Consider the following 14,227-nt stretch of genomic DNA (forward strand, 5'->3'; position numbering starts at 1 on the left):
AGCAAGTGAACGCCATGCCTGCCAAAGCCGCCGTCGCCGCCGCCTCCGACCGCGAACTCACCGCCATGGAGCGCCTGCTCAACCTCAACCGCAAAGCCCCGCCCGCCCGGCCCGCCGAGGCCGACGTGCGACAGGTCCCCCTCGCCCAGCTCCGCCCCAACCCCCACCAGCCGCGCCGCACCCTCGACGAGGACGCCCTCGCCGAACTCATCGAGTCCATCCGCGCCCGCGGCATCATCCAGCCGCTCGTCGCACGGCCCGCCCCCGACGACCCCGAAGCCCTCGAAATCGTGGTCGGCGAACGCCGCTTCATCGCCGCCGGCCGCGCCGGCCTCGCCACCGTGCCCTGCCTCGTGCGCAAGCTCGACGACCGCGAAGCCTTCATCCTCTCCGTCGCCGAAAACGTCGCCCGCGACGACCTCAACCCCATTGACGAGGCCGCCGCCTACCGCCGCATGCTCGACCACGGCTTCGCCGCCAACCAGGGCGAGATCGCCGCCCTCGTCGGCGTCCACCGCACCCGCGTCAACCACAAGCTGCGCCTCCTCAACCTCGACCATCGCATCCAAGAGCACGTCAGCGGCCAGCCGGCCGGCGCCGTGTCCCTCAGCCACCTCGAGGAACTGGCCCGCCTGCGCCCCGGCGACGCACAGCACGCCCTCTACATGCTCATCGTCGAGCGCGGCCTCTCCTCGCGCGAACTACGCGCCCGCGTGGACGCCGCCCTCGCCCCGCTCGACCGCCGTCCCGCCACCTCCAGGAACATCATCGCCCTTCAGCAGGGCGCCCGCATCGCCGTCTACCCCAACAAATACACCGTCCGCATCCCGCGCCAGCCCGACGACGCGGTGGACCTTCCCCGCATCGTCGCCGACCTCGAGCGCATCGTCGTCGAACTCAAGGCCCGTCTCGCCCCGCCCGCGTAGCAGCCATCCACCTTCCTCGTCCCTACGCTCCGCGTGGGGACGGGTCTTCATAAATAGCATAAATAGGGACAGTCACCGGTTGTTCAGAATCGTGGCACCGCCGCCCGCGGCCGGGCTTGTGGGCGGGATATGCCCTCGGCTTCGCTCGGGCCAGGGTCCGTTCCGCGGTTCGCGGCGTGGGGACACGTCGCCCACACGACCCGCCACAGGGAAGGGCGTCCGGGCCGCAAGGCCGCCCGTTTCCCCTGCTCGCACCCTGAGCCGGACCCTCGCTTGACGCGCCACGCGATGCGGGATAGGATGCTCCACGGTCCCACAGCCGAACCCCTTGGAGAGCCTGATGAAGCGCACGCTGCTCGCCCCGCCCCTGGCCCTCGCCCTGCTCGCCGCCACCTGGTGTGCCGCCGCGGAAGCGCCGGAGGCGCCGCCGGAGAAGACGATTCGCGGCAAGGTGCGCACCGAGGTCGCCTTCTCCCTCGCCGCCGAGTTCCCCAACGCCGAGGGACGCGAGTATGGCCTCACCCGCGTCCAGCGGGGCGGCGTCGAGCTTCCTCCCCCCGCCAACATGAAACTCGACCCTAAGACGGGCGCCTTCGCCTGGACCCCCACCGAGAGCCAGTGCGGCGAGTACGAAATCCACTTCCTCGTCCGGAACGCCAACGGCGAGAACACGCGCACGACCCGCCTCGTGGCCGTCGAGACGCCGCCCATCGTGCCCCCGGGCGACTCGAGCGAGATCGCCAAACTCCTGCGCCAGTGGGCCGCCGAGGGCACGGCCGCGGGCAACCTCGGCGACTTCTACGACAACCGCGACCGCGGCCACTCGCTCCTCAACACCCAGCCCTACCCCCAGCTCGACAGGGTCGAGTACTCGAAGGAGCAACTCGACCGGCGGATGGATTGGGCGCTCCAACTCCGCTTCCTCTATCCCCACGTCACGTTCGGCAACTCCTCCACCGCCTCGGGCGACCCGAACCTGGGCAGCAACCCGCGCCACGCGCTCCTCAACCCCGGCGCCGCGCAAGTGCTCCACACCCACTACCTGCGCAGCCACCTCTACATCTACCCCGAACACCGCGACCACGACCCCGGCCACAACGGCCGTGGCGGCGGCTACGGCGACCTCTTCCCCGCCAACACCCCCTACTTCATCATCTCCCAGGGCTCGTCCGGCTCGGACCAGCCGTTCATGCGCGCCGTGCCGTACACCCTGGCCGCCTTCCGGCCCGAGGTCAAGGCGCTGCTCATTCAGCGCGGCCTCCTGATGCCCACCGTGCAGATGATCCTGCGCCGCTGCGGCAAGGGCGTCAACAAGCCCGAGGACTACCTCACCGGCGCCGCCCATCCCACCGTGTTCGAGGGGTCCGAGGTCAGCGCCCTCCGCATGGTGCAACTCGCCCACGAGATCCAGCGCGACAACGTGCCTCCCCTGGCCCAAATCGCCGCCGTCGAAGAAGACCTGGCCCTCAACGGCGTGGACTACTTCGACGACCCGAGGCTGGGCGAGCGGTTTTTCGAGACGCCCGTGGTCATCGCCCGTCTCGTGCGCTCCGCGAAGCACACCCGCCGGATGGTCGTGAGCGCCAAGGGCAGCTTCGACGCGAATAACCGCCCGCTCACCTACCACTGGGTCGTCCTGCGAGGCGACGCGAGCCGCATCAAGATCACGCCCGTCGAGAAGGACGGCTCGGTGGCCGAGCTGCTCGTGCCCTATCACGAGCGCAGGCCCGTCGCACCCGGCTCCCCGCTCGAATCGAACCGCGTGGACATCGGCGTGTTCGTGCACAACGGCGTCTACTACTCGCCCCCCGCCTTCGTTTGCTTCTACTCGCTGGACGACGAGGCGCGCACCTACGACGACCAGGGCCGCATCCGCGAGATGTACTACGGTTACGGCGACTCATCCATCGGCTATCCCCACGGCCAGCTCCGCGCACGCGACAAGGGCTACGACGTCACCGATTGGCCCGCCCTCCTCGCCGTCATCGTGGGCGGGACCTCTCCGTCCCGCGAGAAAGGCGGCGACCTCGCCTCCGGTCTGCTCCGCCGCCAGTTCAAGCCCGACCAACTCGCCGCCCTCCAGCAGGCCGCCAAGGACCTCGAGGCCGCCGTCGCGGCGAACGCCGAGCCTCAGCGCCAGCTCGACGAAGCCGACGCCGCCGCGAAGAAGGCCCGTGAGGCCGCCGACGACGCGAAGAAGAAGGCCGAGGAGGCCCGCAAGGCGCAGGAGAAGGAGCCCACCGACGCCGCCAAAGCCGCCCTTGCCGACGCAGAGGCCAAGCTCAAGGCCCTTCAGGCCGAGCAGCAGAAGGCCGAGGACCAGGCCAGGGACCTCCGCCGCAAGCTCGACGAGGCCCGGCAGGGAGAGCACAAGGCGCTCGTGGCCGAGCCCCCCGCCCTCGGGGCGCCCGTGAAGTTCCGCGTCGAGGCTGCCCTCAACGCCCTCAAGGACGATGTCGCCCTTTACCCCACCCACGCCCGGGCCATCCACGCGCTGGCGGATGCCTGCCAGGACGCCGCGGCCAAACGCGCCTTCCTCGGCGCGCGCGACGAGCTGGTCAAGCTCGGCCTCCTCAGGCCCGAGGGCGACGGCTTCGTCCTCAGCCCCGCCATCGCCGGCCCAAAGCCGCCCGCCGAGCGCCTCACCCGCTTCGAGCGCAGCAAGCTCGAATGGCTCAACATCGCCATCTTGCAGCACCTGCTCTACCCGGGCACGCTCAACCGCCGGCCCCAGCGCAACTTCGTGTGCGTGTTCCTCGCCACCCCGAAGACCTGGCGCGACCTCTACCACTACGACGGCCAGGGCCGCCTCACCGGCTGGACCCGCACCGAGGGCACCGAGGCCAAGGAGTTCACGGCGGACGGCGCCCTTATCACCAAGAAGGACGCTCTTGGCCGCGCCCTCGAGGCCCGCACGGTGGCCTACGTCACCGAAGGCGGCGAGCGCATCAACCGCGTGCTTCAGCAGAAGCTGGGCGACACGATCCGCCATTACGAGTATGCCGATGACAAGGACCGCATCGGGCGCGTCGCCAGGACCGAGAAAGCCCCTGAGTGAGCACCGCGGCCGCGTCCGGGCCGAGAGCCAGCCCGGCCAGTGGGCCCACTTCCCCTTCACCGTGCCCCGACAACAGCCCGCCGCTGCGAAGTGAGCGGGCGCCGCCTCACGCCTCGAGCAGCCGCACGAGCGGGCAGCGGTCGCAGGTGGCGCGCTCGGAGTCGCAGAAGTCGGCGTAGAGTTGGTAGAGGCCCTGCTGGCGGCGGGCGCTGCGCAGGAGCTTCAACGCGCCCTCGGGCCGCCCGAAGAGGCGCTGCGTGGTGAAGCGTGTGACGCTGGTGCTCGGCAGCTTCGGATACGCGGCGAACACCTGGTGGAGCAACTCCTCGAACGGACGGTCGCTGTCGCGGCGGGCCTGGTAGAGGAGGGCGGGGAGCAGGCCGTCAATGATGATCGTGTGCGCGCGGTCGGCGCCCACGAGCCGCGCGCCGCGGGGCATGGGCTTGCCCGTGAACCCCGTCCGCGCATCCCAGAACGGGTCGCGCAGCGAGAGAAAGAAGTCGAGCAGTTGCGCCCGGCGACGAGCCAGCTCGCGCGGAGCGAGACGCCCGCCGCCCGTGGGGCCGACGGCCTGGCGAATGGCGCGGTTGAGGCCGCCTTCGAGGTGGCGGGCGGCCAGGCGGGCCATGGCCGCGATGCGGCGCGTGGGGAAGTTGGTGGGCCGCGTGCCGTCGAAGCTCCACTGCTCGGGGGCCAGCGCGTCGTCGGCGAGGCCGACGCCCAGGGCGTCCCACAGCCGGAGCAGTTGGGCGACGTGCTCGACAGCCTCGGCGTCGGCGGCGCCGGGCGAAGGCGGCAGCAGGCCGGCCACGCCGAACAGCAGCGCCTCCGCGGCCAGGGCGGCGGGCGCGCCGTCGGGCCGGGCGGCGGTGCGCTCGCGAATGGCGGCGAGGGGCAGGCGGCGGGCGAGTTCGAGGGCAGGGGCCTTGTTGCGCTTGTAGCCGAGGCCGGCTGCGATGGCCTCGTAGAGGAGTTGATCGTCGCCGGCCGCGGCGGCGCGGGCCGCGAGGCGGCGGGCCTTGTCGGCGATCCGCTGGTCGCCCGCGTGGTCGAGGAAGAGCGCGAGCCACTCGAGCGTGACCTTGCCCTGCTCGAGCAGTGCGTGGCAGCGGCCTCGGCTGGCCTCGCCCGCCTCGGGGTATTCGGCGGGGTCCACGCTGTCGGCCAGCTCGGCCAGCGGCGTGCGCAGGTAGGGCTCGAGGGTGAGCTGCGGCACCGTGGCGCCCGCCGCGGTGTTCACCGAGGAGCTGCCCGCGTCGTTCCACAGCGCCACGTGCAGCACCACCCCGTTGTAGCTGGGGTCGGCATCGTGGCCGTGGGCGTGCCAGAGGCTGGAGTTGAGGTGGACCTCGACATCGCCCTTCACCACGGGGCCGGCGCCGATGCGGAGCGCGGCGTTGCGGAAGTCCGGCCCCGCCTCCAGGTTCCACCAGCCGGGCGACAGCACGCGAAGGCGTTGGCCGTCGTCGGTGCGCAGGCGGTCGGTGGCCAGGCTCTGGTCGAACCAGAGGCAGCGCACGATGCGCTCGCGCACCGTGGGCGGCGCGGCACGATAGTGTGCGCGCGGCTCCGACACCCCCGCCTCGCTTACGAGGCGGCGATAGGTGTCGGTGAAGAGCGGCTGGCTGGTCGCAGGGAGGTCTTGCATCACGCCGGTCACCCCCCTCAGCGCCGGTGATCAGGCGTTATCATAGGCTTTGAGGAAGTCGTCACGCGAGATGTCGAACTGACGGCAAAGGGTACGCAAGGTGGATGCCTTGATGCGCGGGTGGTTCGGCATGGTGAGAGGCGTGAGCGTGCCGTCGGTGTTGCGGCGCTGAGGGGCAATATGCTCGCGTTCCCTGACAACTGCGAAGCCCAGCGCGCGGAGTGCGCGCAACACACGGGCTTCGGGTGCGTCCACGGGGAACTTGGGCATGGCCTACACCGTGGCCTCGGCCACGAAGGCCTCCAGCACCGGTCCTTCTTCGCCTTCAAGGACGCCAGGGCCGAAGGTCTCCACGTGGAACTTGATGGCCGACTGCACGTCCCGGAGGGCTTCCTCATAGGTGTCGCCCTCGCCCACGACTACCCCCTGGATGCCCACGGGATAGGCCACGTAGCCATCGGGGTGCTTCTCGATCACGATCTTGATCTGTCTCGTCTCGCCTGGCCTCGCACAAAGCCGTACCTCGGTGCCTTGCACGTGCCCCATCATGCCGCAGCAAGAGGCGGAAAGCAAGTCAGAACCGTTGCCGAACCGCTCACTTATTCGCCCGCGATCTCCTTCACCTTCGCGAAGAACGCCCGCTTGCGGGGGGTGTTGATGCCCCACTGGACGGGCGGGCATTGGTAGCCGTCGGCGTAGTTGCTCTGGCCGGGGTCGAAGTACCCCCACGAAGCGTATTCGCCGACCGCCGCGACGAAGTTGTTCATGGGCTTCTCGAAGTCGAAATGGTCGTCCTCGTTGAAGAGGATGGGCATGGGACGATAACCGGGCACCTGGCGGGTCTTGCGGACCATGTCGGCGATGCGGGCGGGGTCGCCCACGCCGTTGCCGTGAATGAGCAGGAAGTCGGAGGCGCGGACGACGTTTTCCCTCGGAATCGTGCCGCCGCCGTAGCTGGTGCCGGCGAGGAATCGGCGGCCGTCGCGCTCGCGGGCCTTCGCCCGCTCGATCAGTTCGTGCACGCGGCCCGGCTGAAGGATGGCGTGGTCGTAGCGGACGTTGCACTCGTTGTTGACCTCGATGAGCACGTTGCGGTAGCCGCGGTCGAAGAGCCAGTCGAGGGCGTTGTCAAGGGCGCGCTTGACCGCGACCTCGTCTTTCACCCGCTGGTCCTGGCCGAAGTAGAAGATGCCGAGGATGGCGACCATGCCCAGCTCATCGGCCTTGTCGAGGATACGTTCGAGGCGGGCCATGTAGGCGGGCCGAAGATCGCCCGCCTCGGTGAGGGCGGAGTTGTGCCACGGCTGCTCGCGCGAGTAGCCCTGGGGACTGCCGCCCTGGAGGTTGATGGTGAAGGCCAGGAGGCCGTGACGCCGCCACTCGGGCATGGCGGCGACGAACTCGCGGGTGTTGCGCTCGGGGTCCCACTTCCCTGTGTCGGGATAGGCCCACCTCGACACCGTCTCGGGGTTCAAGTCGTCGAAGATGCCCTGGACCATCCGTGAGTTGAGCAACAGGCCTTCGATTTTCCTGCCTTGCCACGTGCGGCCCGCATAGGTCGGCTTGCCGTTGATGAAGAAGGCATCCCCGCGAATCGAGACCTCGGTCTTCCGCTGCACGGGTTGTCCTCCATAGACGAAAGGACCTGCCGCGAGAGCCGCTGCAAAGAGGCGAAGGGGCAGGGGTCTCATCGGGTTTCGGTCTCCTTGCCATGGGCTTCTCGCGCGATGTATCGCGGCGTGGCCGCCAGGCCGCCCCAACTCGCGGGATTGTGGTTGGCCTCGAAGACCTTGCGGAGCGTGTCGTCGTAGGGCGTGAGGGCGAGCCAGAGGACGCCGGGGGTCCTCTCCCAGCGTTTGTCAGGCGCGCCGCCGTCAATCCGCTGGAACTTCGCGCCCTGCACCTGCTGGTTCCACATGAAGTCGCGGTTCGTGGCGATGAGGCGGGCAATGTCGTCCTTCGCGAAAACGAGCTTGTGCTCGTAGGCGGCCACGATGCCCTCGAGGTCAATGCCGTAATAGCCACCGTTCGGGTGCACGCCCACCCAGTGCTTCGGAGAGCCGTCGGGCTTGTAATCCCACGGCCCGGCGGGGTCCCAGTAGTTCCACACATAGAACTTGCCGTCGTCGCGGAGCCGCATGCGCGCCTTCATCTGTTGCCACCACTTCCCCGCCCGGTCGCGGTAGGCGGCCTTGCCCGTGGCATCGTGGAGGGCGATGAGCCAGCAGGCGATGAGGTTCTGCTTATTGGCGGGGTGCGAGAAGCCGTCGGTCTTGCGCGTCGCATAGCCTTCGGTCCACTGGTTCGTCTTGGGGTCTATGCCGAAGGGGGGCACCACCCACACGCCGCCCGGCTTGGCCTCGCGCCAGGCGCCGCGGGAGTCCCATTTTGCGAACGTCTTCTCGTTGAGCGTGAGCCACTCTTCGGCCTTGGCGCCGTACTTGCCCTTGAGAGCCGGGGCCCTGCGAATCGCGTCGGCGGCGATGGCGAGGGGCAGCAGGCCCATCGCCTCGCCGAGCTGGCTGTCGGTGAGCAGGTCCTTCGTGAAAGCGCCGCCTGTGCCCGCCTTGGGCCAGCCCACGAAGCCGTCGGGCTCCTTCACGCCGCGCTTGATCCAGGCGTCGGCCCAATCCACAAGCAGATCGAGCCACTTTGTGTCGCGGGTGGCGAGGTAGCCGTAGGCGAAGCCGTTGAGAAAGGGGCTGATGAGCCAGCCGATCTCCTCGCCCGTCTCCTTGTCGCAGTAGCGGGTCCGCGCGGAGTCCAGGATGTACTTCTCCCAGCGCCCGAGCCAGTCTTTCGTCTGGGCCGCGTCGAGAGCGAAGGCGGAGCGGGCGAGCGCCGCGGCCCCGGCCCCGAGGACGGTTTGCCTGAGCAGCGCGCGGCGGCTGATCGCCTGGCCATCGTGTGCCATGGGTCTTCTCTCCTACTCGTGTCCCTGCACAGAAGCCTCCGGGATTATAGTGCTGCTTGACGGGGAGTGCAATGGAAAACGGGCGTCTCCTGGGTCCCGACGCCCCTTTGCGTCACGCACGCTGCCTGCATACAATCTACAGGGCCCACCCCGACGATATGGCGAATTACGGAGAGGAGCAAGCGCCATGGCCGATCAAGACTTCGTCGTTTCCTGCCGTGAAGCAACCGGGCAGGTGTGCTCGGTGAAGCTGTACGGGGAGGAACTGCTCGATCAGGAGCAGCCGCTCCGGTCGGAGCTGTGGGTGAACGGCTCGCCGCTCCCGCTCCGAAAGCACCGGGACCCCAATGACCCGACACGGGAGATCGCACACCTCAAGGGCGAGCGGTTTGTGGACCAGCTCTCGGGCTGGGGTCTTGTGCTCGCCCGCACGATGGGCGGACGCCACAACACGCCCTTCAACTGCTTCGGTGTGAACTATCTCATCCGCCGCGAACTGGCCGACCAGACGTGTCCCTGCCCCGGCCCCGGCGGCCCGGTGGTCGAGGCGCCGTTGCACGTGGACACGTTTTCGCTGATGAACTGGAACTGGCGCTTCTGGGGCGACGACACGCGGATGATCTTCGCGTCGTCCCACTCGACCGGTCCGACCGACGAGTTCGGCCATTGTGGCTATGAGCACGACACGCCGGAGAACTGCAAGCGCTTCATGCAGAACGTCTGGCGGCGACTCTATCCAGGCGTCTTGGCGATTCACGGCGGGCTCTTCTACAACGCGAAGACCGAGCACTGGCTGGCCATCACGTGCCGGCGCCCGAACGTGGGCTACATCCTGAACATCGCGGACGCGGGCCGCGGCGTGGGCTACGACTTCACCCTCCACGCGCCCTGGCGCCTGGGCGATTCGCTCCACATGCCCGAGATCAAGCTCTACTATGGCAGGGCGCGGGAGGAAATGATGCGCTGGCTCGGCTGGTACGTGACCTTCTACTACGAGGAGCCGCCCGAGTGGGTCTTCAAGACTCTCTTCGGCGAGGGCCTCGCCTGGAACAACCAGCCCACCTGGCGCGAGCAAGCGGCATACTGGGAAAAGCGGCTGGCGAGCGGCGAGCTCAGCGGCATCGGCTACTCGCTCGTCACCAACCGCCCCGTGTGCAGCGGCACCACGCCGCTGGGCTACGAGCCCGACCCCAATCACGGCACGCGGGCCGAGTTCAAGGCCATGTGCCGCCGCCTCGCCGACAAGGGGGTGCCCCTACTCATCTGGATGTCCCACTCCGGCCTCCAGCCCGGCGCGCCAGAGGTTGACGACGACTGGTTCATTCGCGGGATTGACGGCCGCATGTGCCGCTCGTGGGGCAGCATTGACGGCGGCATGGCCTACCCGAACTTCGGCCACCCCGGCTACATTGACTACACAAAGAAGTGGATTCGCTTCTACATCGGCGAGTGCGGGGCCAAGGGCATCTTCCTCGACTGCATGGGCTTCGCCAGCCCGCCCGACTACACCCCGCGTCCCTGGATGCGCTTCCCAGGCGACACCAACCTGACGATGAACTGCTTCATCGAGGAGGTCTATGCCTGCATCAAGGCGTGCGACCCCGAGGCCATCCTGCTAGGGGAGGGCGCCCCACTCGACGCGCCCGTGAACGTCTTCTCCATCCACTCGAACCCTGTGCGAGCAATAGACGGGCTGGGGCCGCGCGACTTCTTCCTCCAGCTCAACCGCTGGGCGCCGAAGCGGCTCGTGATTGACCAGGGGCCACGCCTCTTCCCCGCTGCCGGCTTCACCTGCCGCGAAGAGCGCCCCGGCTTCGAGGAGAGGAACCGCTACCTCGCCAAACTGCTGCGCGACAAGGGCTGCCGCGACGCCTTCACCGCCCTGCCCGGCGACCTGTCGGTGCTCGGCGACCGCCTGATCGTGTCGGTGCCCGAGGGCGAGAAGCTCACGCGCACCCTCCGTCTGCCCGAGCCCTGGCACGACACGAAGCTGCTCGTCGAGGAGACCGACGCCTTGCGCCTGCGCCGCTCGCGCGACGGCTCGTTCAAGAAGGTTCCGCCGGGGATTTACCGCATGCTCCCCTGACCCGCGCCTGCAACGCCAGCAGCACGATGCCGAAGAGCACGAGGAACGGCCCCTCGCCTGCCGTCCACCACCACGGCATGCCCACCCACACATCCACCGCGATGGCCAGCACGCCGAAGCCGACGATCGTCACGGCCGCGTACGTGAGCACAACGGCGTAGCGTCGCACGTCGGTCGAGAGCAGCAGCAACAGCCCCCCGTGGAACGCGTAGAACGCCGAGAGCGCGCGGGCCAGGTACTCGACGATCGGCCCCGGGGGGAACGTGCCCAGGCCGATGTGCTCGTGAATCAACGCCATCCAGGCCCGGGGCATCACGGTCGGAAGCAGGGCGAGCAGCTCGACGCACCCCACCACGCGCAGCAACAGCACGAGGACCCGTTCGGCTGGGTTCTTCACTTGGCGCCTCCGCTCCCTCTTTATCACATGGAGGGCGGGCGCGCAAGCGTCGCTTGACTCGGGACGCTCATGCCTGGACAATAGCATGGAGGCCGGAAGGAGTGCGCCCGTGGAAGCTGCATTGCTGCCTGCGCAACGGCTGTTGCCGTCGGACCCATGGATCAAGAAGTGGGCCGTGGCCTGCCGCCTGCCCTTTCTCACCGCCTCGGTGCTGCCGGTGCTGGCCACCATCGCCGCGGCATGGCGGCTTGATGGCCACGTGAACGCCGTCCACGCCATCCTGGCCGTGGTCGGCATCGCCTTCGTGCACCTGAGCGCCAACCTGTCGAACGACTACTTCGACCACCTGAGCGGGAACGACGAGGTGAACCGCCTGCCCACGGCCTTCTCGGGCGGCAGCCGTGTGATCCAGGAGGGGGTGTTCACGCCGGGCGCCGTGCTGCGCGCGGCCGTGCTGTGCTCGGCCGTGGGCGCCGCGTGCGGCATCTACCTGTGGCTCCGCACGCCGGGCCACGTGCTGCTCGGCATCGGCCTCGTAGGGGTCGGCATCGCGTGGCTCTACGTGGGGCCGCCGGTGAAGTTCGCCCACCACGGGTTCGGCGAGCTGGCCACGATGCTCGGCTTCGGCGTGCTGCCGGCCCTGGGCACCGAGTGGGCGCTGCGGGGCCGGATGACGCCCGAAGGCTCCTGGGTGGGCGTGCCGGCCGGGCTGCTCGTCGCCCTCATCCTGCTCATCAACGAGTTCCCGGATTGCGAGGCCGACGCGGCGGTGGGCAAGCGCACGCTCGTGGTGCGGCTGGGGCTGCGGCGCGCCGTGTGGCTCTACACGGGCATGTTGCTGGCCGTCTACGGGTCGCTTGCCGCGGGCGTGCTGCTCGGCTGGATGCCCTGGCTTGCGGCGGCAACTCTCGCCCTGGCGCCGCTGTCGGTGCACATTGTGAGGCAGCTTCGCGCGAGCTACGCCCATCCGCTCGCCCTGGTGCCCGCCATGGCAGGCACGATCGCCCAGCAGGTTCTCTTCATGGTGATCTTCGCGGGCGCCTGCCTCGCCGGTCTCGCGCTGGGCATCGGGCGCTGAGCACCATGGCGCGCGTCGGCGATCGGGGGCAGGGGATGCCAGAGCCCGTGGTCTTTCGCCGTTCGACCCTGCGCGCCGCGGCTGGCACGGCGGGCGGGGCCGCGCTGGGTGGGTTGTTGACCCAGTACGTCGGGCTGTTTCCCCTCCAGTACCAGGCGATGGCGCGGGTCGGCTGCGCGTACGTGTGCGGGGGAATCGCGCTGCTCGTCCTCGTGAGCTGGCTGTGCGTCGCGCGTGAACGGCTGGTTGTGGGCGACGAAGCCCTCACGCTCCGCCGCCTGCTGGGCACGGCGACGCTGCGCTGGGAGAACGTGGCCGCGCTTGTGGCGCCGCTGGGCCTCTACACCGACGTGCCGCTGGTGCTGGTGCGGCGGGGCCGGCCCCGAGGGTTGCTCGCGCGCCTGCGGCGGCCGGGCTTCGCGCTGCCCGGCCATTGGGTGGGCCACGCGCGGCTGGTGCGCGAGATCGTGGCCCGCGCCCCGCACGCGGCCGTCAACGCGCGCCTGCGCGCCTGGCTGGCCGACCCGCGCCGCGTGCCGCTCTCGCACCGGGTTGCCGCGCTGTCGTTCCTGGCCCTGGCCGTGGGGCTGGCGGCCGCGGCGCTCGCGGCCGCACTCTCGGCCGGGGTGGTGACGGCCGGGTGGGGCGTCCTAACGGCTTCGCTGGCGCTGCCTTGCGGGCTGGCGGGCCAGTCGCTGGGGCGCGAGTGGCGCCCCAAGTCGGCCCTCGTCATTGCGTACACGGCGCTGGCGGCTGGGCTGTTTCTCTCGTACGCGCCGGGAATGGCCCACGGGCGAAGCTCCTGGGTGTTGCTGCTGCTCGCGGGCTGCCTGGGGTGGGCGGTGGCAACGTTTCTCACGTGCCTGCCCGGCCGCCCGCGCGCAGCAAGGGTGGTCGCCACATATGCCGCGGCTCTCACGGTGTCGCTTGGCCTGGCCTGGCGCGTAGGCGTGCGCGAGCCGGTGCCCGTTCTCACCACGGAGCCACTGCGCCTGGGCGACGGGGCGCTCGCATGGTCACCCGACGGCGGCCGCATCGGGGTGCATGCGACCGACGAGGCCGGCGACCCTGCGTACCTGGTCCTCAATATGCCCTCGCTCGACGCGCATCGGCTGCCGGTGCGCGACCTGGCCGAGCAACTCCACCTGCTCAACGGCTGCCGGGCGCTCTACCTCACCTGCCGGTTCCACCGGAACCCCGATCGTTCGCTCGGCTCCACGCGCACCCTGTGGGCCTGGGATGCGGCCGCCGAGGCCGCGCGCGTGGCCGCCGTGCCGCCACGCTTGCGGGTCGCTTCCGAGGGCCTTGTGACGCCCGACGGCTCCCGGGCCGTGTTCCTGGGGCTGAACGAGGCTCGGCGACGGTGGGAGGTGCTCTTCGTACGACTGGCGGACGGGGCGGTGACGCGGCTGGAGTCGGCCTTCGATTTCTCGCGCTTCGGGAAGGTGCGGTGGGCGCCCGACGGCGGGCTGGTGCTCACCGAGAAGGCCGAGAGCATCGAGGGGCGCCCCGCGCGCATCGCCCTCTGGCATCTGGCCCCCGGCGCCGCCGTGCCGCAGCCGTTCTACGAGGCCCGCTCGGAGGACATCTGGGACCGCTACTCGCCGGATGCGCGGTGGGCGCTGATCGCGCACTTCCGCGGGGGAGTGCTCTGGGAGCGCTACGTGCGGATAGACTTGCGGACGCGCGAGGCGCGCGTCGTGGAGTTCCCGCGTCGGCCCCTTCCCCACCAGCTCGTGTGGTCGCCCGACGGAGCGGCGCTGGGCTACGCCTTCTGCGAGGGCGGGGCAGCACTCGTCACGCGCTACGAGCTCGCTACCGCCGCCTTACACACCGTGCCCGTCGAGGCAGCCGGTGAGTTGGGCGCGCTGGCGCTGTCCCACGGCGGGCGCTTCGCCGCGTTCACGCTGCGCGAGGCGCACGCCACGAGGGTCTGCGTGGTGGAGCTGGACACAGGACGGGCCGTGTTTCTGCGTCGGCCGCTGCTCTTCCCCGCTCCGATCGAGCCGAGGTGGTCACCCGCCGGGCACACCCTGGCGGTAACGAGTTACGAGAATCCGTATCCGCCCGATCGCACCGTGCGCATTCGCCTCTACGACTTCGCGCGCGGCTGGTAGGCC

The 14,227-nt window shown here is 69.7% G+C and carries 11 protein-coding genes; 5 read left to right on the top strand and 6 right to left on the bottom strand.

Translation table 11 applies throughout. The annotated features are described in order from the left end of the window. The first annotated feature begins 14 nt into the window (after nucleotides 1-14). Nucleotides 15-926 carry a ParB/RepB/Spo0J family partition protein gene (locus tag PLE19_05500; GenBank protein HPD14382.1) on the top strand — a complete coding sequence of 304 codons (912 nt, stop codon included), beginning with the start codon at nucleotides 15-17 and terminating at the stop codon, nucleotides 924-926. 340 nt (nucleotides 927-1,266) lie between these two features. Continuing rightward, a complete protein-coding gene (locus tag PLE19_05505; GenBank protein HPD14383.1) occupies nucleotides 1,267-3,984 on the top strand; it encodes a putative Ig domain-containing protein in 2,718 nt (905 codons plus the stop codon). Between the two features lie 106 nt (nucleotides 3,985-4,090). Here the strand turns inward: PLE19_05505 and PLE19_05510 are convergent, their stop codons facing one another. The 5 genes from PLE19_05510 to PLE19_05530 form a co-directional block, all read right to left on the bottom strand. Then, on the bottom strand, nucleotides 4,091-5,632 hold the full coding sequence (locus PLE19_05510; GenBank protein ID HPD14384.1) for a DUF2851 family protein: 1,542 nt from the start codon (nucleotides 5,630-5,632) through the stop codon (nucleotides 4,091-4,093). A gap of 30 nt (nucleotides 5,633-5,662) precedes the next feature. Continuing rightward, nucleotides 5,663-5,902, bottom strand: a complete 240-nt coding sequence (locus PLE19_05515; protein ID HPD14385.1) for a type II toxin-antitoxin system HicA family toxin — start codon at nucleotides 5,900-5,902, stop codon at nucleotides 5,663-5,665. A gap of 3 nt (nucleotides 5,903-5,905) precedes the next feature. Next, the gene (locus PLE19_05520; GenBank protein ID HPD14386.1) at nucleotides 5,906-6,178 is read right to left on the bottom strand and encodes a hypothetical protein; all 273 of its coding nucleotides are present in this window, start codon (nucleotides 6,176-6,178) and stop codon (nucleotides 5,906-5,908) included. Nucleotides 6,179-6,231: 53 nt separating this feature from the next. After that, nucleotides 6,232-7,251: a hypothetical protein gene (locus PLE19_05525; GenBank protein ID HPD14387.1), complete on the bottom strand. Its 1,020-nt coding sequence runs from the start codon at nucleotides 7,249-7,251 to the stop codon at nucleotides 6,232-6,234. 68 nt (nucleotides 7,252-7,319) lie between these two features. Further along, nucleotides 7,320-8,546 carry a hypothetical protein gene (locus PLE19_05530; protein ID HPD14388.1) on the bottom strand — a complete coding sequence of 409 codons (1,227 nt, stop codon included), beginning with the start codon at nucleotides 8,544-8,546 and terminating at the stop codon, nucleotides 7,320-7,322. Nucleotides 8,547-8,733: 187 nt separating this feature from the next. On the opposite strand from PLE19_05530, the gene PLE19_05535 reads away from it, so the two are divergent. Further along, nucleotides 8,734-10,632 (top strand): hypothetical protein, encoded by a 1,899-nt coding sequence (locus PLE19_05535; protein HPD14389.1) that lies wholly within the window; start codon nucleotides 8,734-8,736, stop codon nucleotides 10,630-10,632. Here the strand turns inward: PLE19_05535 and PLE19_05540 are convergent. Beyond that, complete coding sequence (locus PLE19_05540; GenBank protein HPD14390.1) at nucleotides 10,592-11,029, bottom strand: hypothetical protein; 438 nt, start codon at nucleotides 11,027-11,029, stop codon at nucleotides 10,592-10,594. The genes PLE19_05535 and PLE19_05540 overlap by 41 nt on opposite strands. A gap of 109 nt (nucleotides 11,030-11,138) precedes the next feature. On the opposite strand from PLE19_05540, the gene PLE19_05545 reads away from it, so the two are divergent. Next, a complete protein-coding gene (locus tag PLE19_05545) occupies nucleotides 11,139-12,107 on the top strand; it encodes a prenyltransferase (GenBank protein HPD14391.1) in 969 nt (322 codons plus the stop codon). 35 nt (nucleotides 12,108-12,142) lie between these two features. Continuing rightward, a complete protein-coding gene (locus PLE19_05550; protein HPD14392.1) occupies nucleotides 12,143-14,224 on the top strand; it encodes a hypothetical protein in 2,082 nt (693 codons plus the stop codon). The last annotated feature ends 3 nt before the right edge of the window (nucleotides 14,225-14,227 follow it).

It is taken from the genome of Planctomycetota bacterium, from assembly GCA_035384565.1.
GTDB lineage: Bacteria > Planctomycetota > PUPC01 > DSUN01 > DSUN01 > DAOOIT01.